Genomic DNA, 22,379 nt, shown 5'->3' on the forward strand with positions numbered 1-22,379 from the left:
GGGGGTGACCCCCTCCTGGACCTCCTCGATGGGTGTAGCCGGAGGCGGGTGGAAACGCGGCCGTGGGCGGGAGTCCGTCGGCGAGGCCCGTCGCCCCTTCGGGGCGCAGTCAAAGGAATTTTATGGACCCAACTTCCCAAGATGCGGCGCTTCGCCGCTGGTGACCACATGGTCCGACGTCACGCCGCCCGACGTTCCCGACCACGCCTCCACCCGCCCTTGTCGGGGTGGTCCAGGAGGGCCCTCGGCCCCTCCTGGACGCCGGAGGCATTCTGCTTCTTCTCTCTCTTGCTTCCTTACCTGCCCTCTTGCCGACCGTTCTGCGCTTCGCTGCCATTCCCGCCGTTTCCGCCATTCCCGCGGGCCCCGCGGGGGACGATGAGGACGCGTTTGAGCGGCCCTTCGCCTTTGGAGCGGGTGGAGATGGCTTCGTCCTCTTGGAGCGCCAGGTGGACGACCCGGCGGTGGTAGGAGGAGAGCGGCTTGGTGGACTGGGGCCGGCCGAGGGTTTTGGCCTTGTCGGCCAGGAAGATGGCCATTTTGCGCAGGTTGTCGTCCTGGCGTTCGCGATAGGCGCCGGTATTGATCTGCACTTTGACCGGGCTGCCGTGGCGGCGGATGACGATGCGGTTGACGAGGTATTGGATGGAGGAGAGGGTTTGGCCTTCGCGGCCGATGAGCAGGCCGGAGTTTTCCTCGTCGAGGATGAGCACGGACACGCGTTCGCTGTGGCCGGAGATTTCGAATTCGGGGATTTCGCCGAGGATGCCTTCGAGCATTTTGCCGACGACTTCGCGCACGATGGCTTCGAGTTCCGGGGTCAGCGGCTCGGGAGGCGTTTCCGGAGCGGCGGGCTTACGGTCTTCGCGCGGGGCGCGGCCGGAGCGGCGGGGGGCTTCCTGTTCCTCGGCGGCCTCGGCGAAGTCGCGGTCTTCCTCGTCGTCGGCATAGGCGTCGTAGGCCTCTTCGGTCAGGGCGTCGTCGTCGTTCACCTCGGGGGCGACGGGGTCCGGGATTTCGGGGGCGGATTGCGGGGCCGGCTCGGGCGCGGCGGCCACGGGCTCGGGGGTTATTTCCGCGGGTTTTTCGGCTTTGGCCGGGGCGGGCTGGCGCGCGGGTTTGGGTTGGCGCGGGGGCCTGTCGGCTTTTTTGGTTTCTTCGCGATTGCCGGCGTCGGTCATATCCTGGAGGAGGTTGACTTCCTCGCGCAGGCGGGCGCGCACTTGCGCTTTTTTCTTGCCAACGAGGCCGAAGATGCCGGAGGAGCCGCCGGAGAGAATCTCCACTTCCAGTTTTTCGCGGGCCGCGGCGAAATGCCGACAGGCCTCCTCCATGGCCTCGTCGACGGTCTTGCCGCTAAAGGTTCTGAATTCGCTCATATTCGCTCCTTGATTGCACTTGCGCCGCTTCCACGCGCGGCCCTGGGATGCTTCTGACGAGGGGCGTCAGGACTTCTTGTTGAGCATCCAATACTGCTGGGCGATGGAAATGACGTTGTTGACCAGCCAGTAGACGACCAGTCCCGAAGGGAAGTTCAGGAACATGAAGGTGAAGATCACGGGCATGAGCAACATGATCTTGGCCTGGGTGGGGTCGCCCGGGGCCGGGGTCATTTTCTGCTGCAGGAACATGGTCGCGCCCATGATCAGCGGGGTGATGTAGAACGGGTCCTTGGCCGAGAGGTCCGCGAGCCAGATCATGTCGGTAAAGGGCAGATACCGGATGAAGCAGGCATGTCGCAGTTCGATGGAGTGCAGCAGGGCCTGGTAGAGGCCGAAGAAGACCGGGATCTGCACGACCATGGGCAGGCAGCCCCCGGCCGGGTTGACCTTGTAGGTCTTGTAGAGCTGCATCATCTCTTCGTTCATCTTCTGGCGGTCGTCCTTGTACTTCTCGCGCAGCTGGCTGAGCAGCGGCTGGAGCTTTTTCATTTGCTCCATGGACTTGTAGCTCTTGTGCGAGAGCGGCCAGAAAATCGCCTTGATGAGCACGGTCAACAGGATGATGGCCACGCCGTAGTTGCCGACGTAGTCGTAGAAGAAGTGCAGGAGTTTGAGCAGCGGCTTGGCGATGAAATCGAACCAGCCGTAGTCGATGGCCGCGGACAGGTGGTTCGGCGCGGCGGCCAGGTATTTGGGGTCCTTGGGGCCGAGGTAGTAGCTGATGTCGAGGTCCGAGCGGCCGCCGGCGGGGATGTCGATGCCTTCCTTGTCCACGGCGACGCGAAAGATGCCGTCCTCGATTTTGGCCTTGCCGTGCAGATTGTCGGTCTGGGGGATGACGCCGACCAGGAAGTAGTTGCTCATGATCGAGCCCCACTGCACGGGTTTTTCGTCGGCGATGCCCTCGGCCAGCTTCTTCTCGCTGGAAAAGAGTTCCAGACCCGAAGTGTCGTAGAAGGCGGCCTGGGTGGGGTTGTAGCTGTCGCCCTCGGCGGAGAGGCGGTCCACGGCCACGGTCATGGACAGGCGGCTGGAGAGCGGCGCGCCGCCGGCGTTTTGCAGGGAGAGCTTTTCGTCGATGAGGTAGCCCGCGCCGGAGAAGGTCATGACGCGCTTGAGCGTCACGTCGCCCATGCGGCCGACGAAGGTGAGGCTGCCGGTATCGGCCGGTCCCAGGCGCAGGTCACCGCCCTCGATGGCCCAATCGACGTTCTGCCAGGTGGGCGAGCCGTTGAGGATGAGCCCCAGCGGCGCCTTGGACTGGGATTTGGCGTTGACGAGATCGACCAGGGGGGAATCGTTGGTAATGGTCTGGCGGTAATTCTTCAGGGAAAACTGGGACAGGACGCCGCCGGCGGCATTGAATTCCGCGGTGTAAAGCGGGGTTTCCACCATGACCTTCTTGCCCGGGGTGGGGGCGAAGGCGGCGATGGGGTCGGCTTTGGGGGCCGGGGTCGCTTTGGGGGCGGGGGCCTGGGCCTGGGATTGGGCGGCGGTATCGGGCTTAGGAGCCGGGGGTTTGGCCGGGAACAGGAAGTTCCAGCCCACTAACACGGCAAGGGAGAGCACCACGGCCAGAATTACGCGTTTGTTTTCCATTGTCCTTCAAATCCCGTCGATAAGAGTGGAGGCGCGGGCCAGGGGTTGCGTGCGCGATAGATTTTGGACGCGGCCAGGGCGCGTCGGGCACCGGGTCATAGCCGCCCCTGGCGAAGGGGTGGCAGCGGGCGAGTCGCCACAGGGCGAGCAGGCCGCCCTTGAACGCGCCGAACCGCCCCACCGCTTCCAGGGCGTATTCGGAGCACGTGGGGACAAAGCGGCAGCATGGCGGCTTGAGGGGGGAGAGGGCAAGCCTGTAGAAGGTTATGCCCCAGAGGAGGACGCTTCGCATGCGGTCACGCTTTCCGGCCGGGCCGGGCGGTCGAGGTCACGGGCCATGCGCGCAAAAAGCGGCCAGATGTCGCGACAGGCCGTATCCAGCGTCAACTGCGCGGGATCGAGGCTTTTCTTGGCGATGACCACGATATCCAGAGCGGCGACGGCATCCGGCGCACCCAGACGGAAACATTCGCGCAGCACCCGCTTGACGCGGTTTCTGACGACGGCGTTGCCGACTTTTTTGCTGATGGCCAATCCGAGCCGCCAGGGAGCGGTTTTGTCCTGGCGCGGCAGGACGAACAGGAGGAACGTCTTGCCGTGATAGCGGCGGCCCGCCTCGTAGCAGGCCGCGAACTCCCTTCGCGTCCGGAGCCTGTGCGCCGGATGGAAGCCTAGACGGCCAGACGTTTGCGACCCTTGGCGCGGCGGCGGCGCAGGATGGCCTGGCCGTTCTTGGTCCGGGAGCGGACGAGGAAGCCGTGGGTGCGTTTTCTGCGGATCTTGCTGGGCTGGTATGTCTTCTTGCTCATGCATAATCTCCAAAGATGTGATGAACTTTTTCCAATACCCACCAAACGCGGTTTCGTCAAGGACGTTGGCCGCGTGGCGGATGGGCTGCCTCGGCGTCGGCGGTGCGGGCCTGCGGGGAATCCTGCCGCGCCGGCGAGACGCACCGGGCCGCGGCCAGGGCGAGTGCGCCCAGGGCCAAGAGAGGGTCGGATTCCCGCACGGCCAGCGTGCCGAGGAGGACGACGCCTGCCACGGCCAACCATCCTGCCCTTTTTTTGCGCAGCAGGGAAGCGGCGAGCAGGGCCAATCCCGCACCGGCCAGAACGATGCGCCAAAATGGAGTCATAACAACCTGAAACAAAACAGTATATTTCTTCAGGGGAAACTTTCTTGCGATGATTCCATAATTTTCGCTTGACGGGAAGGGGGGGAACGCCTAGAAACATTTCTCCACGACGCGGGGTGGAGCAGACCGGTAGCTCATCGGGCTCATAACCCGAAGACCGCAGGTTCAAATCCTGCCCCCGCAACCAAGGAAGTTCAAGGGCTTACGCCGAAAGCGTAGGCCCTTTTTCTTTGCCGGCACTGGCTCCCGTTTCGACACTGTCCGAAAAAACGACATAGCCCGTGGGCTCCCGGGGCCCGGGCGATCCCCCATGGCCTCCGGGCGTCGCGTGTGACCGCCATGGGAGGCGAGAGGGGTCAGGGAAGAATCGCGAACACCCGGGCCGGAAATCCCGAGCCATCCTTGGGTTTGGGGAAGCTCACGACGACCAGCGCGCCCGTTTCAGGCACAGCGTCCAGGTGCGCGAGCAGTTCGATTTGGTAATGATTGCTCCGCAGGATGTAGGTTTCCAGGGAATAGTCGTCCCTGGACGTGGCGAGACCGGGATCGGTATCCGTCGTTTCGTGGCCGGAAGCGGTGATGTGGCGCTCCTCGTAAAGATATTCGAGCACCTCCCTGCTCCAGCCAGGGTAATGCGCGATCCCCTTGGCGTCCTTGTTCTGCATGGCCTCGGCGTCCGGCCACCTTTTCGACCAGTCGGTGCGCATGGCCACGAACGCCCCTTCGGGGATTTTCCCATGCTTTTTTTCCCAGGTTTTCACATCGTCCATCGTGATGGCGTAGTCCGGGTTTTTCGCCACGGCCGCATGGACATCGAGCACGACCAGCGGGAGCAGCATCTCCTTGACGTCGATCTGGTCCACGGTGCGCATGCCCTTTGCGAAGTGCGCAGGGGGATCGACATGGGTTCCCCACTGTCCCGCATGCGTGAATGCCTGCGCGTAGAATCCGCTGCCCAGTTTCCCGACTCCCGGTTCGTACCAGTATAAGGTTTCCCGCGTCTCATCGGGAAATCCCTTCCAGTGCGGTATTCCCGGTGCGAACGCATGGGTGAGGTCAACGAATTTTTTCTCCCTGACCACGTGCCACGCATCGTCGAGCGTCAACGGCTTCGAAGGCGCGCAACCGGGCAGGAACGCCAGGGCGGTCAGGACGAAGAGGGCCAGTCCTTTTGCGCGGGGCAATGTCTCCATACGGACTCCCTGTTCCATGGAAGAGGGGCTTCCCGGGGGAAGCCCCCTTGCGTCATTGATCCGCCGCGAGCGCCTTGCTCACCACTTCCCGCACGTTGACCGAGAGCGTCTCCACCGCGGCCAGCCGTTGCAGGGTCTCCCGCATGCGCTGCTGGCGGCCCGCGTCGAAATCGCGCCAGCGCAGGAAGGGCTTCGCGTAGCGCGCCGCGGCCTGGGGATTGAGCCGGTCGAGGCGCTCCACGACATCGAGCACGAACCGGTAGCCCGAGCCGTCCGGGGCGTGGAAGCCGTACGGGTTGGCCGCGAACACGCCGACGAGCGCGGCGACGCGGTTGGGGTTACCCAGGCTGAAGGCCGGGTGCCCGGTCAGCCCCTCGACCTTCTCGAGCACGCCGGGGCGGCGCTGCGCGGCCTGCACGCCGAGCCACTTGTCCATGATCGCGGGGGACGCGGCAAAGGTCGCGGCGAATGCCTCAAGCGCCGGGGCCGCCAGCGGCGAATCCCCGTCCACCAGGAGCGTGAGGCCGGCGATCTTGTCGGTCATGTTGCGCGTCCCGGAAACCGCGGCGGCGGCAAGGGGGGCCACCTTTTCGGGTTCGGCGCGGTGCAGGTAGGCCAGGCAGAGGTTCTTGAGGCTCCGCCTGCCGCGCGACTCCCCGTCGCTGGCCTCCTCGTCGAGGCCCGCCGCGATGTCGCGGTACGTCGTCCACAGGTCGTCGGCCAGGGCCACGGCCAGGGACGTGACGACCTTGCGGCGCTTTTCGTAGACCGCCACGGGGTCGATCTGCTCCCCGCGCGCGATCAGGGCGAGGCCGAGCTCCTCCTCCCCGGGCAGGGTCAGGGTCATGGCCTTGGCCCCGGCCTCCATATCCTTGTCCAGGAGCACCGCGCGCAGGGCCGCGAGAAATGCCGCAGGCAGGTCCTCGCCCGCCAGGGCGTATTTGGTGAAGAGCTTTTGTCCCGCGTCCCAGCGGTTGCAACCGTCGCTGTCGCGGGCCAGGAGCACGAGCAGTTCGCTGTCGTCGTAGGCGTACTCGAGCCGCACCGGCGCGGAAAATCCGCGCAGCAGGGACGGGATCGGCTTTTGCGCCACTTCCCGGATCACGAACGTTTCCCGCGCCTGCGTGACTTCGAGCACGAGGTCGCCCGTCATGTCGTTTCCCTGCGCGTCGAGCAGGCCTACGCAAAGGGGCATGTGGAAGGGCTCCTTGGTCGGCTGGCCGGGCGTGGGCGGGCAGCTTTGCCGCACGTCGAGGGCGTATTCCCGGCTTGCGGCGTCGTAGCGCGACGTCACGTGAAGGACCGGGGTGCCGGCTTGCGCGTACCAGCGCATGAACTGGCCGAGGTCCGCGCCGTTGGCGTCTTCCATGGCCCGGACGAAGTCCTCGCAGGTCGCGCTGTGGCCGTCGTGGCGCTCGAAGTAGAGGTCGAGGCCCTTGCGGAAGCCGTCGCGCCCGACCAGGGTCTGGATCATGCGGATGACTTCCGACCCCTTGTTATAGACGGTCGCGGTGTAGAAGTTCTCCACCGCCTGGTAGCTCGCCGGGCGAATCGGGTGGGCCATGGCCCCGGCGTCCTCGGGGAATTGGGCGCGGCGCAGCGTCGCCACCGCGCGCAGCCGTTCCTGGGAGGGGCTGTTCATGTCGCCCACGAATTCCTGTTCCCGAAATACGGTCAGCCCTTCCTTGAGCGTGATCTGGAACCAGTCGCGGCAGGTCACGCGGTTGCCGGACCAGTTGTGGAAGTATTCGTGGCCGACCACGCGCTCGAAAAAGGCGATGTCCGCGTCGGTTGCGGTATCGGCGCGGCCGAGCACCCGGGCGTCGTTGAAGATGTTGAGGCCCTTGTTTTCCATCGCGCCGAAATTGAAGAAGCTGACGGCCACGATCATGAACCGGTCCAGGTCGTATTCGCGGCCGAAGCGTTCCTCGTCCCAGCGCATGGCCTTTTTGAGCGCGGCCATGGCGAACCCGGTTTCGCTCGACCGGCCGGGTTCGGTGTAGATTTCCAGCAGCACCTCGCGACCGGACCGGGTGACGAAGCGGTCCGCCACCTTGTCGAGCCGGCCCGCGACCAGCGCGAACAGGTAGCAGGGCTTGCGGAAGGGGTCCTCCCACACGGCGTAGTGGCGGCCGCCGTCTTCCTCGCCGGCGGCGATGAGGTTGCCGTTGGCCAGGAGCACCGGATAGCGGTCCCTGGCCGCGTGGATGGTCACGCGGTAGCGGGACTGGACGTCGGGGCGGTCGGGGAAATAGGTGATGCGGCGAAAGCCCTCGGATTCGCACTGCGTGCACAGCATCGGCCCGGCGGCGTAGAGGCCGGAGAGGGCGGTGTTGGCGGCCGGGTCGTTCGTGCTTTCGATGGCCACGACGGCGTGTTCCGGTACGGCGTGGATGGTCAGGGCCTGCCCGGTCAGCGTGTAGTCCCCGGGCGAGAGCTTCTTGCCGTCTACGGTGACGCCAAGCAGTTCCTGTCCCTGGCCGTCAAGGACCAGCGGCGCATCCTTTGCGGCGCTTTCCGGGTTGCGGCGGATGGTGAGCCTTGAGGCGACGCGGGTGTGCGCGTCGTTGATGTCGAAGTCCAGTGCCACGTCGTCCACGAGGAAAGCCGGCGGCGTGTAATCCGCCAGGCGTGTTTCGGCCTGTGCGGCCGGGGGGGGCGTCTTTTGCATGGATAAACCTGTTGTTGGCTGGTGCGCGGCCCGGTGCCGGCAGGCGGATGCGATGCGCGTCCCCGCGCAGCGGGCGTCGGAAGGGGGCACGGGCGACCTCGCCGGTTGTTGTGTTGCGATCCGCCGCCCTCGCGAGAGGTCGGGCGGACCTTCCCGACGATTGTCGTAAGAGATGTTTCGCTCCGCGTCCACCCGACCCCGCCCGTCGCGGCTTGCTTCCGTCCCGCGCAGTTGCTACCCCACGGACATGCCCCTCGCTCCCCCCGACGCCGCGCCGCGTGCGGCCCTGTCGCCCGGACGCCTCGGCCGCAGGCTGTTTCTTTATTTCGCGGCCACGCTGCTCGCGCTCGCCGTGGGGGTCGCCCTGGCCACCATCATTCCCCTGCGCGAGCGGCTTGCGCGCTCCGAACAGGCCGGGCTCGCCCACGTGGCCGAAACCAAGGCCCTGGCCGTGGGGGAATGGTTCCGCCACGCCGAGGACCTCGCCCGGCAGATCACCAGCCGCACGCAGATTCGAAACGTCCTCGAAGAGGTGTACGCCGGGCGCATCTCCCGGGAAGAGTTCGCGGCCTACGCCCGGCCCCGGCTCCTGGACGCCATGAAGCGCTCCGGGGACGTGGTTGGCATCACCCGCCTGTCCCGGGACGGCGAACCCGTGGCGTCGAGCGGCGAGCCCATCCCGCCGAGCGCCTGGCGCATGCCGCCGGTCGGCGGCGGCAAGGTGCTGGTGTCGCCGCCCGTGCGGCTTGCGGGCAGGCTGTGCGTCGTCGTCGCCGCGCCGGTCAACGGCCGCGACGGCCGCCGGCTGGCGACCGATCTCGTGGCCGTGGACACCGCGCAGCTCGGCGAGAAGATCCTGCGCCCGCCGGGCGGGGACGCCACGGCGCGCCTTGCCCTGGCCGCGCGCGAGGACGGCGCGGCGCGGGCCTTCCTGGCAGAACCCGAGCCCGTGCCCGCGGCGCTCGCCCCGGCCATGGACCAGGCACTCTCCCGTGCCCTGGACGGCAAGGCCGGCATCCTTTCCGCCGCGGACACGGTCATCGCCTACACGCCGGTCGCGGACACGGACTGGGGCCTTGCCCTGACCGCGGACAGCCGCCGGCTCTACGCCCCGGTCCAGGCGGAACTGGCGGCCATGCTCGCCTCCACGGCCGGGGTCTACGCCCTGTGCCTGGTCGGCTTCGGCATCCTGCTGCGCCCCCTGGCCGGCCGCATCCTGCTCGAGGCCCGGGAACTCGCCGCCGTGGTCGCGGACAAGACGCGCCAGCTGACCGAAGAGCTCGCCGCCAGGGAGCAGGCCGAAAAGGCCCTGCAAGAGGCCCGCGACGGCCTGGAGCGCCGTGTGGAAGAGCGCACGCGCCGGCTGGCCGAGGCCAATGCGGAGCTGCTCGCCCTGCACGAGCGCCTGGAAGGGGAGGTGGAGGAGCGCAAGGCCCTGTCCCGGGAGCTCATCAACCTGCTTGAAGGCGTGCGTCTGGACATCTCGCGCGACCTGCACGACCATACCGGACAGCTCTTGACCACGCTGCGCCTGTCGCTCAACGCCGCCCAGCGCGAACTGCCGCCGGGCGGGGAGGGCTGCCGCGCCCAGCTCGCCGCGGCCTCGGAAAAGGTGGACCAGGTGCTTGGCGAGATCAAGGCCATGGCCCGGGGCCTGCGTCCGGACACGCTCGACTACTTCGGGCTCGTGCCGTCCCTTGCCGCGCTCATCGACGAGCAGCGGGCCGCAAGCGGCCTGGACTTCCATTTTTTCCACAACGAGATACCGGCCGATTTCGATCGCGAAAAGGCCCTGGCGCTCTACCGCATCGCCCAGGAGGCCTTGTCCAACACCATCCGCCACGCGCATGCCGCCAACGTGCACGTGAGCCTCGTGCGCCGCGACGACCGCATCACCTTGTCCGTGGAGGACGACGGCGCGGGGTTCGTGCCTGCGGCCAGGCCCGTCACGAGCCTGGGGCTTACGCTCATGCGCGAGCGCATGCTCCAGCTCGGCGGCACGCTCGCCATGGAATCCGCGCCGGGCCGGGGCACGCATATCGCGGCGGAGGTGGCGCTGTGACGCGTGGCGGCCGCAACGGGGGGACGCCGTGAACATCCATCGGCTGCTGCTCGTGGACGATCATCAGGTCGTCATCGAAGGCATCAAGGGGCTTTTCGCCGGCCGCGCGGACATCGTGGTCGCCGGCGAGGCCACCTCCGGGGAACAGGCCGTGGAACTGGCCGCGAAGCTCACTCCCGACGTGATCGTCATGGACATCTCCATGCCGGGCCTAAACGGCGTGGAGGCGACCGTCGCCATCCGCCAGACCTCGCCCACCTCGGACATCATCATCTATACCATGCACTCCGACCAGCGCTTCATCCTGGAGTTGTTCAAGGCCGGCATCTCCGGCCACGTGCTCAAGGCCGACGATCCGGCGCTGCTGGTCAGGGCCGTGGAGACGGTCTGCGCCGGGGGCACCTTTTTCACCACGGTCACGCCCCAGGAACTCCTGCGCCAGTTCCAGGGCGAGGCCGCGGCCGACGACGACGCGCGCCTGGAACTTTTGAGCAAGCGCGAGCTGGAGGTTTTCCGCCTGCTCGCCGACGGCGCGCCGCTTAGGCGCATTGCCGCGGACCTGTGCATCAGCCCCAAGACCGTGGAGACGCACAAGTACAACATCATGGAAAAGCTCGCCGCGCAGACCCCCGCCGACCTGACCAAGATCGCCCTGCGTCACGGGCTTATCAAGCCCTAGCGCCCCGCGTTCACCATCCTCTCCGCCGGGCGGGTTCAGGATTTTCCCGAGGCCCGCCGCGGCCCGCCGCCTGGGCGTTTTGCCCGCCCGGGCCGCCCTTGCCGCCCAGGGCGGACAGTCACGGAAGTAGTAAAATCAGGAAGGTCCCGATGGACCCGGCCGCGCCCGGCAGGCATTTTCCCGGCATACGAAGGGAGATGCCATGGACAGGAGATCGTTTCTCAAATTCCTGGGGCTTGGCGGGGCGGCCGTCGGCGTGCTGGACGCCGGCGAGGCACTGGCTGCGGCGGACGGCGCGCAAGGGCCGCGCTACGCCATGGTCGTCGATCTGCGGCGCTGCGTCGGCTGCCAGTCGTGCACGGTGAGCTGCGGCCTGGAAAATAACACGCCCGCCGGGGATTTCCGCACCACGGTCGGCGAATACGCCATCCGCGACACAGGCTCGAAGCGCACCGCCATCGCGTCGCTGCCGCGCCTGTGCAACCACTGCGAGCAGCCGGCCTGCATCCCGGTCTGCCCGGTTCGGGCCACGTACCAGCGCCCGGACGGCATCGTGGTCATCGACGGCGGCAAATGCCTGGGCTGCGGCTTTTGCGTCCAGGCCTGCCCGTACGGCGCGCGCTTCCTCAACCACGAGACGAAGACCGCCGACAAATGCACGTTTTGCGCCCACCGCATCGCGGCCGGGCTGTTGCCGGCCTGCGTCGAGAACTGCGTGGGCGGGGCGCGGCGTTTCCGCGACCTGAAAAATCCCGAAAGCCTCGTTACGCGCATGCTGCGCGAATACGACGGAACCCTGGCCGTGCTCTACCCCGAGAAAAAGACCAAGCCGGCCGTCTACTACCTCGGTCTGGACCGTTATTTCACGCGCGCCGCGGACGTGGCCGCGCCCATGCCGTACCGCGACCTGCGCGAGGGAGGAGCCCATGCCTGAGGTGATGGAACTCATGGGTGCCGTGCCCGCGCCGGATTGGGGCGCGTGGGAGCCTTTGGCCCTTGGCCTGCTGACCGCCGGCGCGGCCGCGCTTTGCCTGGCCGGCATCCTGTCCGTGTTTGGCCGGGGCGGGCGCACGGTCCGGCCGTTGGCCCTGGCCGCCCTGGCCGCGGGCCTGTGCGGCCAGGCGGCGCTTTTCGTTTCCCTGGAGCAGCCGCTTCGGGCCTACGAATTCTTCCTGCACCCGTCGTTTACCTCCTGGACCGCCGCCGGGGCCTACATCGTGCCGGTTTTTCTGCTGTGCGCCGCGTTGCTGGTGTTGGCTTCGCGCGGCGCGCGCCCGGTCGCCCGGTCCCTGGCCGCGCTGGCGGCGGCGGGCCTTGCGGTCTTCGTCTACGCGACCAATGAAATCATGGCCTGCGTCGGCCGGGAATTGTGGACGGGCCCGCTCGTGCCGCCCCTGTTCGTGGTCGCGGGCCTGTCCGGGGGCCTGGGGCTTGCCGCCTGCTTCGCCGCAGGCGCGCGCGTGCCCGGCTCCCCCGATGCCGCGTCGCGCGTCCTGGCGGGCTTTGCCGCCCTGGCCGTGGCCGGCTGCACGGTCCTTGCCGTCATCCTGCCCGCGCCCGCCGGATTCGCCGCCGTGGTCAGCCCCTGGTGGCACGCCCCGGGCGCGCTGTGCCTGCTTACGGCTTGTGTCGCCCTGGCCGGCTGGCGCGGCGGGGGGCGCGGCGCGTACGCCGCCGGCATCGCCGGCCTTGCCGGGGGCTTCCTGCTCTTCTGGAAACTCGTCCAGCTGGGCCAGGCCTTTCCGCGCAACGCCGCCACCGTCGCCGACCGCGCCGCGTTTCTCGACCTCGCGTCCGGGCCGTCGCTTTTGGCCATCGCCGGGACCTCCGGGCTGCTGCTGGCCCTTTGCCTGCTGTTGCCCGTGGTCGCGCCGGAAAAACCGTCTCACGCGCCCCAGGGCGTCCGCTAAGCCGAAAGAGGGAACGAGCATGGATCCTTCGAGCAATCCACAGAATATCCAGAACTCCCAGGAGATCCGGAGCAACCAGGCCCCGGACAAGGGCAAGCGCGACCTGCTCAAAAAAGGCGCGGCGGTCGCGGGGCTCGGGCTTTTCGCCGCCGCTTCGGCCGGCGCGGCGGTCAAGGTCGTTAGCGGCCTGTTCTCCGGCAGCGCCGGCGTCGCCCTGGCCGACCCGGTCAACAAGAATTCCCTGGAACCGGAGTACCGCGTGGACGCCGCGGGCGCGGTGCAGGCCGGCAAGGGGCAGCGCGTGGCCTTCAACCAGTGTTGGGGCTGCACCACCTTCTGCGGCGTGCGCCTGCATATCGACGAGGCCACGGACAGCGTGGTCCGGGTCGCCGGCAATCCCTACAATCCGCTCGCCCACGAAAAGCACTTCTCCATGGACACCCCTGTCGAGGAGACCCTGCGGCGGCTTTCGGCGGACAAGGACCAGGGGCTCGACCAGCGCTCGACCACCTGCGGCCGGGGCGCGGCCATGGTCGAGGCCGCGACGAGCCCTTTTCGCATCACCCGTTGCCTCAAGCGCGCCGGCAAGCGCGGCGAGGGCAAGTGGCGGACGATCTCCTTTGAAAAGCTGGTGGAGGAGGTCGTGGAGGGCGGGAATCTTTTCGGCGAGGGCCACGTGGACGGCCTGCGCGCCATCCGCGAGGCCAAGGGGCCGGCCAATCCGGCCATGCCCGAATTCGGGCCCCAGGCCAACCGGCTGCTTCTCACCTACGCCGTGGACGACGGGCGCGAGAATTTCTTTTTCAAGCGCTTCGGCCAGCAGGCCTTCGGCACCAAAAACTTCGGCAAGCACGGCTCCTATTGCGGCCTGTCCTTTCGTATCGGCTCCGGGCTGTTCATCGACGACCTCAAGACCAACGCCCACATCAAGCCGGATTTCGAAAACTGCGAGTTCGCGATCTTCTGGGGCACGGCCCCGTCCCAGGCCGGCAATCCCTTTAACCGCTCCGGCCGCATGCTCGCCGCCGGCCGCGCCGTGGGGAAACTGCATTACGCGGTCGTGGACCCGGTATTGCGCATGCCGATCTCCAGCGCTTCCCGGGAGTGCTGCCGCTGGGTGCCCGTGCGCCCGGGCATGGACGCGGCCCTCGCCATGGGCATGATGCGCTGGATGTTCGACAATGCGCGCATCGACGAGGGGTTCCTCAGCCGCCCGACCTTGCAGGCGGCCCGCGACGCCGGCGAGGCCGGGTTTTGCAACGCCACGCACCTCGTGCAGCTTTCGGGCCCTGGCGCGGGCAAGCTCCTGCGCGCCTCGGACATGGGCCTGGTCGCGGCGGCCGCGCCGGCCAAGGACGGGGCCAAGCCCGTCGGGGGCAATGCGGCGGCCGATGTGCCCATGGTCGTGGGGCCGGCCGGCGGCCTGCTGCCGGCCGGCGACTGCCCGCAGGCGCAGCTTTTTTACAGGGGCGAGGTCGCGCTGCCCGGCGGCAAGACCGTGACCGTGGCCACGGCGCTGACGCTGTTGCGCGAGGAAGCGCAAGGACGCAGCCTGGAAGAGTACGCCGCACTCTGCGGCGTGCCGGCGGAGGCCATCGCGGACCTCGCCCGCGAACTCACCGCCCACGGCAAGCGCGCGGCCGTGGACGTGCACGGCGGCATGATGAGCACCTCCGGCGGCAACGCCACCTTCACCGTGCTCACCCTCAATACGCTGATCGGCAACATCAACGCCAAGGGCGGCATCGCGACCACGGCCGGCTCCTTCCATGGCGGTCCGGCGCTCAAAGGCCCACGCTACGACCTGGAGAGCTTCCCCGGCGCGGTCGAGGCCAAGGGCTTCCCGGCCATCCGCTGCCGCGCGCCCTACCAGAAGTCCACGGAGTTCAAGCAGAAGACCGCGTCCGGGCAAAATCCCTACCCTTCCGAGCATCCCTGGTATCCGCTGACGCCGCCGAACATGCCCGGCGAGCATCTGCTCTCCCATGCCAACGGCTCGCCTTTCAAGTACAAGTGCTGGATCAACTGGACCGGCAACGTCATCTATGGCCACGGCGGGCTCAAACAGGCCGTGGACAGGCATCTGCGCGACCCCGCCGACCTGCCGCTCGTCATCGGCATCGACACCTTCCACAACGAGACCAACGCCTACGCCGACTACCTCGTGCCCGACCCCTGCATGTACGAGGTCTGGGGCGGCTTCTCCTCGGCCTGGGCCGGGGTGTTGACCAGGATGTCCACGGCGCGCTGGCCGGCCGTCGCGCCGCGCCAGGAGAAAGGCGCCGCGGGCGCGCCGGTGTGCATGGAACTCTTCCTCATCGAGGTCGCCAAGCGCATGGGCCTGCCCGGTTTCGGCGAGGGGGCCATCCCCGGGGCCGACGGGACCCTGCATCCGCTGCATACGCCCGAGGATTACTACCTGCGCCTGGCGGCCAACGTCGCCTGGTTCAAGGGCGACGTGCTGCCGTCGCCGAGCGCGCGGGACATCGCGCTTTCGGGCATCGGCCGCATCCTGCCGGACATCGCGCGCGTGCTGCCGCCCGGGGAGCGCGGCCCCGTGGCCTACGTCTACAGCCGGGGAGGGCGGTTTGCGCCCTACGGCGCGCGCTACGCCGGGGAAGCGGTCCAGGCGAAGTGGGAAAAGGCGCTGCAAGTCTACAACGAGGAGGCGGCCCAGGCGGTCAACTCCCAGACTGGCCGGCATTACGACGGCACGCCCCGCTGCAAGCCGCCGATGCTGACCGACGGCAAGGCGCTGCGCGAAATCTGGAGCGAGGCGGAGTATCCGCTGCTCATGACCTCCTTCAAATCGAGCCTGATCAATTCCTATTCCGTCGTCTCCGAGCGGTTGCTGGCCATCAAGCCCGTGAACATGGTCATGCTGCACAGCGACGACGCCAAGCGCCTGGGCCTGGCCCCGGGGGCGCTCGCGCGCATCGTGAGCCCGGCGGGCAGCGCCGTGGCGCGGGTGGTCGTCGGCGAAGTGGTCATGCCCGGGGTGGTGGCCGTGGAGCACGGCTTCGGCCACACGGCGCTCGGGGCCGCGGACGTGGAGATCGACGGCCGGCTGGTGCGCGCCGCGCGTAGGGCTTCGGCGGGGTTTAGCCTGAACGACCTGACGCCGCCGGACCCCACGCGCAGGGGCGCTTCGACGCTGCTTGAGCACGAATACGGCAGCGCCGCCCGGCAGGGCATTCCGGTGCGCGTGGAAAAAGCCTGACGCGCGGGCTCCCGCGCGATCGCGACGTTTGCGAAACGCCAACGCGGCCCGTCCGAAAGGACGGGCCGTTTGTTTCTTGCGGCCTTGGTGTCCGGGAATTCGCTGCGGCTGTTGCGCGAAACGGCGGTGCGGCGGTCGCCTGGAGGAGGGGAGAAGGGGGCGGCCATGCCCCGCGCGGGGCGACGCGGACGTGCGTCGCCTGCCATCGTGACAGGACGGAAATTGGGGCGTGTCTGTTCGGTCACGAAAGACATAACACCGCGCCAGCATGGAGCTTTTTGACCCAAATGGCTTTTGTGGTGGCTCGTTTCTGCCCACTCGCCAACCCGCTGTAATATTTAGCCTAACATAACAATTCTTCCACCATCTTCGTCCTGGAGCCAGTTTTGTCAGTCACGACAGGCCCTTTTTGTCTGTCAGACTCGTGATCGTGTTTGTGTTAACATAGGGTATTTCAATGACATCTCACGAATGGATCGAGGCTTGCTTTTTTTAACCTAACTTGAAGCCCCGTTCCCCCTGCGCGCGCCCCGTTCCGGCGCGGCCCGGGACAACCGCGCCGGATTCCGCCACGGCCGGCGCTGGGGGCGGCTTCGGAAGCGCCGCGACAGGAAAGGAAGCTGGCAGGCCGGACGGCCGCTGTACAAAACGCGCAATGGAGGATGCTATGCCTAAGTTCATTCGGATCGATATGGCGACGAAGACCGTGAAAACGGAGGAATGCCCCGAACAGTATGCCGGGCTGGCCGGACGTGGCCTGACCTCGATTTTCGTGTCCAACGAAGTCAAGCCGTCGTGCCATCCCCTGGGGAAATACAACAAGCTGATCCTCGCCCCCGGCTACCTGACCGGCACGAGCGCCGCGAACTCCGGCCGGCTTTCCTGCGGCGCGAAGAGCCCGCTCACCGGCGGCATCAAGGAAAGCAACACGGGCGGCACCTTCGGCCAGAAGATGTCCAAGATGGACATCAAGGCCATGGTCTTCGAGGGTATCCCCGCGGAAGACAAATTTTACGTCGTCAAGGTGACCATGGACGGCGTGGCCTTTGACGAAGCCCCCGCGGAAATCATCGGCATGGGCAACTACGAGGCCATCAAGGTGTTGCAGGCGAAGTACGGCCCCAAGGTCGGCGTCGCCATCATCGGCCCGGCCGGCGAAATGCGTCTGACCGCCGCGAACATCTCCTTTGCCGACCCGCAGAGCAACATCCGCAGCGCCGGTCGCGGCGGCCTCGGCGCGGTCATGGGCTCCAAGAAGATCAAGGCCATCGTCATCGACGAAGCCGGCGCGCCCGGCGTCACGATCGCCAACACGGACGCGTTCAAGAGCGCTTCCAAGCGCTTCACCAACGCCCTCGTCACCCACCCGGTCACCGGCCAGGGCCTGCCCAAGTACGGCACCAACATCCTGGTCAACATCCTCAACGAAGCCGGCGGCCTGCCCACGAAGAACTTCCGCTCCGGCCGCAACGACTGGGCCAACAACATCGGCGGCGAAACCATGGCCGCCACCATCGAGGCCCGGGGCGGCAAGACGACCCACGGCTGCCACGCCGGCTGCATCATCCGCTGCTCCCAGCACTACAACGACAAGGAAGGCAAATACCTCACCAGCGGCTTCGAGTACGAGACCGTCTGGGCGCTCGGCGCCAACGGTTGCATCGACGACCTCGACGCCATCGCCTACGCGGACCGCGAATTCGACGACGTGGGCGTGGACTCCATCGAAACGGCCGTTGCCGTCAACGTCGCCCAGGAAGCCGGCCTCATCCCCTGGGGCGACGCCAAGGCCATGCTCGACCTGATCCTGGAGATCCGCAAGGGCACGCCGCTTGGCCGCATCCTCGGCTGCGGCGCGGCCGCCGTCGGCCAGATGTACGGCATCACCCGGGTGCCCGTTGTCAAGAACCAGGCCATTCCGGCCTACGATCCGCGCGCGGTCAAGGGCGTGGGCCTCACCTACGCCACCACGCCCATGGGCGCGGACCACACTGCGGGTTACGCCGTGGCCACCAACATCCTGAAGGTCGGCGGCTTCGTCGATCCGCTCTGCAAGGATGGCCAGGTGGAGCTGTCGCGCAACCTGCAAATCGCCACCGCCGCCGTGGACAGCACCGGCATGTGCCTGTTCGTGGCCTTCGCCATCCTGGACATCGCCGACGGCTTCAACGCCCTGGTGGAGATGATCAACGCCCGCTACAACCTGTCCCTGACAGGCGACGACGTCGTCGCCCTCGGCAAGACCATCCTCAAGGCCGAGCGCGACTTCAACAAGCGGGCCGGCTTCACCAACGCCCATGACCGTCTGCCGGAGTTCTTCGAAGAGGTGTGCGCCCCGCACAACGTCACCTGGGACTTCACCGACGAAGAAATCGACGAAGTCTTCAACTTCTAGGAGACTGTCGACAGCCGTTGCCAGGCGCAACGGCGATCGGCAACACGCTGCGGCGGACCGGCCACGTTGGGACGGTCCGCCGCAGCGAACCCGCAGACGCGGCAAAGCAGGCGGAGGGGAGTTGCCCTGTCCGCCTGCTTTGCCCATTGCGCGGGCGCGCGATTATTGGTTCTTTTCCAAGACACGCCGCACCGAGAACTGCCGGCAAACCCGGACGAGGGTGAAACGATGGCATCTCCCGTTGAAATTCGTGCGTTCATGGACCTCAGCAGCGTTTTCCGCAGCAGAGACTGGCCCAATCCCAAAGTCGTCGATATCGCGGGGCAGCTCAGCGGCGAGCAACTGCTCGAACTGCTCGCGCTCCCGGCGGAGATGGTCGAGGTCATTTTCGTCAACGGCAAGGCCTTCACACCCGACAATGCCGTTGTCGGCGAGGGCGACCGCGTGGCCCTTGCGCCTCCGGGGGTCCCCGGACCCTACCGCGTGTTGCTGGGATTTAAGAAAATGGGCTGAAGCCGCGTCCCTGGCCGGGATGAGACGTATGAACCGTCATCCTTGACTTCTATGTTTAATTGCTCAATATGCCGGAGGTGTTATAGCCAGCCACTTTCGGTATAAACGAATTGCACGCCTCGGCATTACACTGGGAAAGTATGTCGTTGCGCGCAGCGATTGCGCCAGCGAAATTGTTTCAAATTATACAAGAGCTGGATTTTTTTTTAAAAAAATGTTGCTATTGCGACTTTCCCCTGTGCTTCAGGAGAATCGCCTGGCAACGCCCCTTCCTTCTCAAGTGGCAAGAAGAGCAACCGTCGCTCGAGTTGCTTGTGCCTTTTCTCTCCTCTTCGTATCTTTGAGTGGAATGCTGAACTACAGCCCAACTTCCCGGTTTCCATATCGTGGCAGTGACCTTTCTTGTCAGGGTTAAGGCCAGCTTCCAAAAAAGTTTCCCTCCATCGGAAATAAACCGCAGGGTTTTTCTCCTTCGCCAGTTTCATTGGGGATGAGCAGGGTTGAAACGACGCGGGGGCGCATTCTTTTGGGAACTGTCAGAAATTATTGAATATCAGCTTTATGACAGTGGTAGTGGTAAAGGCTTGAGGTTTCGATAGATGCGTCACGTGCGGGTGTAAGGATAGTGGTTTTTGTTGTGCCACGATTCTGGATACTCGTTTAGTGAAAAACTGCATCATTTTTATGGGATTTGCTGCAACTATGAAGTATGAAACACATGATACTGGTTATGTTTCTCTCTTTGGTAATTTCTTTCGCTTGGGATTGACGGCTTTTGGTGGCCCGGCGATGATTCCATTTGTTAGAAAACTGGCAATAACTAAAATGCACTGGGTTGATGATGCAGATTTTAGGATTGGCTTGGCAATTTGCCAAGCAATCCCCGGTGCGACAGTGATGCAGCTTGCGGGCTATATCGGATTAAGAATTCGCGGTGTGGCTGGGGCCATTGCTGCTTTTTGCGGGTTTGGGCTTCCTGCTTTCCTGCTTATCACAATTTTATCAGCCGTATATTTTAAATTTTACAATCTTCCGTTTGTTTTGTCTGTATTTTCTGGACTAAAGGCAATTGTTCTTGCAATTCTTTTTAGCGCGTCTATCGATTTTGTTAGAAAATACATTCATTCGTTGCCAGATAAATTGATATCGTTTGGGGCGGCCCTTGCTTTTTTGGCGGACATTCATCCCGTGGCTGTAATTATTTTGGCGACATCAATCGGTGTCGCCTTTTTCAAAAATGATAGTGGATTGTTTTTGCAGAATGAATGTAAGTTTATGTCAAGATATAGATTTAGAGAAGCAGTTATTGTTACTGCGCTATTTCCCTTGGCTCTTTTGGGACTGTGGCTATTGAAAAAAGATTTGTATCACCTCGCAACGCTTATGATGGGTATTGATGTGTTGGCGTTTGGAGGTGGCTTTGCTGCATTGCCGATCATGCTTCACGAAGTGGTTATCCGAATGGGGTGGCTGACGCAGCGAGTTTTCATGGATGGCATCGCACTCGGGCAGATAACCCCCGGACCGATAGTCATCACCTCTGCCTTTGTCGGCTATAGCCTTGCCGGTCTGGCAGGAGCGCTTACCGGGGCAGTGGCTATGTTTTCTCCTTCTTTTTTGATCATGATCTGGAGTGTCCCTTTTTGTGACAAACTTCTTGGTTCTCAATATTTTCGTCGCGGTTTGCGTGCAAGCTTGGCAACGCTTGCCGGATTGATGGTCGCGGTCACGGCATCTTTCGTGTTATCTATGACTTGGACTCCTCGATCCGTGGTCCTGGGAGCGGTTGCCTACATCGCGTTGCGACGTCAAATCGATGTGTTTTGGGTGGTGGTTGTTGGCGCCGCCATGTCTTTTGTCCTGTTTTGATGGGTTGATAAAACACGCAATGGAACACAATTATGATGAAATGAGCAGCGAAGATATCATGCTATATGTTTCAGCGGGAGATAAATCTGCTTTGACAGTACTGATTGATCGCCATAAGAATAGTGTTTTCTCATGTATATATAGATTTGTTAGAAACAAAGATGAAACCCATGACTTGGCTCAGGAAGTTTTTTTACGGGTGTGGCGTTTCGCTCATAAATATCAACCAACATCAAGCTTTACTACCTGGCTCTACACCATAACTGCCAATGTTTGCAAAACAGAAGTACAATCAGGCTGGCGTCGTCATATAAAACTGCTCGGCTCTTTCTGGCCTTCCGCTGATGCCGCGAATGATACGTGTCCTGAACCGTTGGATAAAGCGCCATCCCCAGAGGATGCGGCCATCGAGAGCGAACGGCAGCGTTTGGTTCATGCCGCTATCCGGTCTCTTTCCCGCAAACAACGCCTCGCCTTGGTCCTCAGCCGCTATGAAGGTCTCTCCTACCAGGAGATAGCAACCGTTTTGGATTGCTCGGTTCCGGCAGTGGAATCCCTTCTGGTCAGGGCCAAGGAGAACCTGCGAAAAAAATTGTCTCCCCTTCGAAGATAAACCACAGGTTATTTTCCCGCCGTCAGTTTCACTGGGAAGGAAGATGGGAAACCTGCAAACGTCATGGAGCAAGGTGATGCGGAAACATGCATCCACTAGGGAGGGGTGTGCCCTCTTTCGCCAAAAACTTGCAGCGTTTGCGGACGGCGAGATGTCCGCTGACTGGCGCGAGAAGATCGAATCCCACTTGGCGACGTGCCCGGAATGCCGGCAAGCGTTGTCCGAATTGCGCAGTCTCTCGCAAACACTTGAAGACCCCATTTCTGTCCGGACGCGACCGGACTTCACGCAGGATGTCCTGCGAAAAGTCAACAGCGGGGCATGCCCCCACCGGCATGACTGGTTTCACAGCTGGGGAAAGGCGTTTCCTGCGCCTGCCGGCATCGCCTTGGCCGCCATGCTGGGATTGGCGCTCGGGGGATGGCTGGGGCACTCCCTGGTGGGGATCGACGGGCATCTGCTTGATGGAACCCTGGCGCGGACGGCGACCCAGTCCGCTACGATTGAAGCCTTGGATATTTTTTCGCCAATGCCCAAGGGGACACTCGCGCATGGCTATCTCACAGTAGCGGGAGAGGTGGCACAATGAAAAGTAAGCTTTTGATTTCCCTCCTTACGGCGTCTTTGGCAATGAACATTGGCATTGCTGCCATGTTTGGGCAAAAACTATTCCAAGCACGGACGAGCACTACTCAAAGATATTGTCCGTTCTCTTCGGATGACAATCCGTTGTATAAACTTCTTAATTTAAAATCTGACCAGCTCGAGGCTATAGAATCTATCGCCGGAGACTTCCATCAAAAGATTGAAAAGCTATCCATGGCGGTTCAGCAAAAAAGGACGGCCATGATGTCCATGATGGAGCGTGATGACATCGACTACCAAACTGTCAATGCAGAGCGAAATGACATTTGGCAACTTCAATCTGCTATTCAACAAATTGTTTTTGAGCATATTCTTCAAATGAAAAAAATACTTACCCCCGAACAGCGAAAGATTTTCTTCCAAACGATGCGGCAAGGCTTTGTCCAACAAGCGCTTACGTGTGGCCAGTAACGTACTGGCCGGAGGCTCATGC

The 22,379-nt window shown here is 64.2% G+C and carries 18 protein-coding genes, 1 tRNA gene and 1 pseudogene; 12 read left to right on the plus strand and 8 right to left on the minus strand.

Going from position 1 to position 22,379, the window contains the following annotated elements:
• Positions 1–296: 296 nt before the first annotated feature.
• From jag to Q368_RS23445, 6 genes and pseudogenes are all read right to left on the minus strand, one after another.
• Entirely contained in the window at positions 297–1,379 is a 1,083-nt protein-coding gene (gene jag, locus Q368_RS0118925; RefSeq protein ID WP_052360295.1) for an RNA-binding cell elongation regulator Jag/EloR, read from the minus strand.
• A 66-nt stretch (positions 1,380–1,445) separates the two neighbouring features.
• Positions 1,446–3,041 carry a membrane protein insertase YidC gene (gene yidC, locus Q368_RS0118930; RefSeq protein WP_029460616.1) on the minus strand — a complete coding sequence of 532 codons (1,596 nt, stop codon included), beginning with the start codon at positions 3,039–3,041 and terminating at the stop codon, positions 1,446–1,448.
• Positions 2,947–3,333: a membrane protein insertion efficiency factor YidD gene (yidD, locus tag Q368_RS27350; RefSeq protein WP_084158900.1), complete on the minus strand. Its 387-nt coding sequence runs from the start codon at positions 3,331–3,333 to the stop codon at positions 2,947–2,949. Before yidD ends, yidC begins: the two co-directional genes overlap by 95 nt.
• Positions 3,306–3,698: pseudogene (rnpA, locus tag Q368_RS0118935) on the minus strand (ribonuclease P protein component); the annotation flags it as partial. The gene yidD and the pseudogene rnpA, both read right to left, overlap by 28 nt.
• Before the next feature lie 14 nt (positions 3,699–3,712).
• Positions 3,713–3,850 (minus strand): 50S ribosomal protein L34, encoded by a 138-nt coding sequence (gene rpmH, locus Q368_RS0118940; protein ID WP_009107569.1) that lies wholly within the window; start codon positions 3,848–3,850, stop codon positions 3,713–3,715.
• A 56-nt stretch (positions 3,851–3,906) separates the two neighbouring features.
• A complete protein-coding gene (locus tag Q368_RS23445) occupies positions 3,907–4,176 on the minus strand; it encodes a hypothetical protein (RefSeq protein ID WP_043786451.1) in 270 nt (89 codons plus the stop codon).
• A gap of 110 nt (positions 4,177–4,286) precedes the next feature.
• Here Q368_RS23445 and Q368_RS0118950 point away from each other — a divergent pair.
• Positions 4,287–4,363: transfer RNA gene (locus tag Q368_RS0118950), tRNA-Met, on the plus strand.
• 169 nt (positions 4,364–4,532) lie between these two features.
• Here the strand turns inward: Q368_RS0118950 and Q368_RS0118955 are convergent.
• Together Q368_RS0118955 and pepN are read right to left on the minus strand one after the other, a co-directional pair.
• Positions 4,533–5,369 (minus strand): cyclase family protein, encoded by an 837-nt coding sequence (locus tag Q368_RS0118955; protein ID WP_029460618.1) that lies wholly within the window; start codon positions 5,367–5,369, stop codon positions 4,533–4,535.
• 52 nt (positions 5,370–5,421) lie between these two features.
• A complete protein-coding gene (pepN, locus tag Q368_RS0118960) occupies positions 5,422–8,040 on the minus strand; it encodes an aminopeptidase N (RefSeq protein WP_029460619.1) in 2,619 nt (872 codons plus the stop codon).
• 247 nt (positions 8,041–8,287) lie between these two features.
• Here pepN and Q368_RS0118965 point away from each other — a divergent pair, with 247 nt between their 5' ends.
• From Q368_RS0118965 to Q368_RS0119010, 11 genes are all read left to right on the plus strand, one after another.
• Positions 8,288–10,102, plus strand: coding sequence for an ATP-binding protein (locus Q368_RS0118965; protein ID WP_029460620.1), 1,815 nt, complete (start codon positions 8,288–8,290; stop codon positions 10,100–10,102).
• A 28-nt stretch (positions 10,103–10,130) separates the two neighbouring features.
• On the plus strand, positions 10,131–10,781 hold the full coding sequence (locus tag Q368_RS0118970; RefSeq protein WP_029460621.1) for a response regulator: 651 nt from the start codon (positions 10,131–10,133) through the stop codon (positions 10,779–10,781).
• A 202-nt stretch (positions 10,782–10,983) separates the two neighbouring features.
• Entirely contained in the window at positions 10,984–11,715 is a 732-nt protein-coding gene (gene dsrO, locus Q368_RS0118975; protein ID WP_029460622.1) for a sulfate reduction electron transfer complex DsrMKJOP subunit DsrO, read from the plus strand.
• Positions 11,708–12,691 carry an NrfD/PsrC family molybdoenzyme membrane anchor subunit gene (gene nrfD / locus Q368_RS0118980; RefSeq protein WP_029460623.1) on the plus strand — a complete coding sequence of 328 codons (984 nt, stop codon included), beginning with the start codon at positions 11,708–11,710 and terminating at the stop codon, positions 12,689–12,691. The genes dsrO and nrfD overlap by 8 nt, the downstream gene beginning before the upstream one ends.
• Before the next feature lie 19 nt (positions 12,692–12,710).
• Entirely contained in the window at positions 12,711–15,911 is a 3,201-nt protein-coding gene (locus tag Q368_RS0118985) for a molybdopterin dinucleotide binding domain-containing protein (RefSeq protein WP_084158901.1), read from the plus strand.
• A gap of 667 nt (positions 15,912–16,578) precedes the next feature.
• Entirely contained in the window at positions 16,579–18,306 is a 1,728-nt protein-coding gene (locus Q368_RS0118990; protein WP_029460625.1) for an aldehyde ferredoxin oxidoreductase family protein, read from the plus strand.
• A gap of 228 nt (positions 18,307–18,534) precedes the next feature.
• Entirely contained in the window at positions 18,535–18,819 is a 285-nt protein-coding gene (locus Q368_RS0118995) for a hypothetical protein (protein ID WP_029460626.1), read from the plus strand.
• 663 nt (positions 18,820–19,482) lie between these two features.
• Complete coding sequence (gene chrA, locus Q368_RS24945) at positions 19,483–20,688, plus strand: chromate efflux transporter (protein WP_084158902.1); 1,206 nt, start codon at positions 19,483–19,485, stop codon at positions 20,686–20,688.
• A gap of 19 nt (positions 20,689–20,707) precedes the next feature.
• The gene (locus Q368_RS24950) at positions 20,708–21,301 is read left to right on the plus strand and encodes an RNA polymerase sigma factor (RefSeq protein ID WP_162179663.1); all 594 of its coding nucleotides are present in this window, start codon (positions 20,708–20,710) and stop codon (positions 21,299–21,301) included.
• A gap of 43 nt (positions 21,302–21,344) precedes the next feature.
• A complete protein-coding gene (locus Q368_RS0119005; protein WP_084158904.1) occupies positions 21,345–21,890 on the plus strand; it encodes an anti-sigma factor family protein in 546 nt (181 codons plus the stop codon).
• Positions 21,887–22,357 (plus strand): Spy/CpxP family protein refolding chaperone, encoded by a 471-nt coding sequence (locus tag Q368_RS0119010; protein WP_029460629.1) that lies wholly within the window; start codon positions 21,887–21,889, stop codon positions 22,355–22,357. The genes Q368_RS0119005 and Q368_RS0119010 overlap by 4 nt, the downstream gene beginning before the upstream one ends.
• Positions 22,358–22,379 lie beyond the last annotated feature (22 nt).

The sequence above is a fragment of the Solidesulfovibrio alcoholivorans DSM 5433 genome, from assembly GCF_000702665.1.
GTDB classification, from domain to species: domain Bacteria; phylum Desulfobacterota; class Desulfovibrionia; order Desulfovibrionales; family Desulfovibrionaceae; genus Solidesulfovibrio; species Solidesulfovibrio alcoholivorans.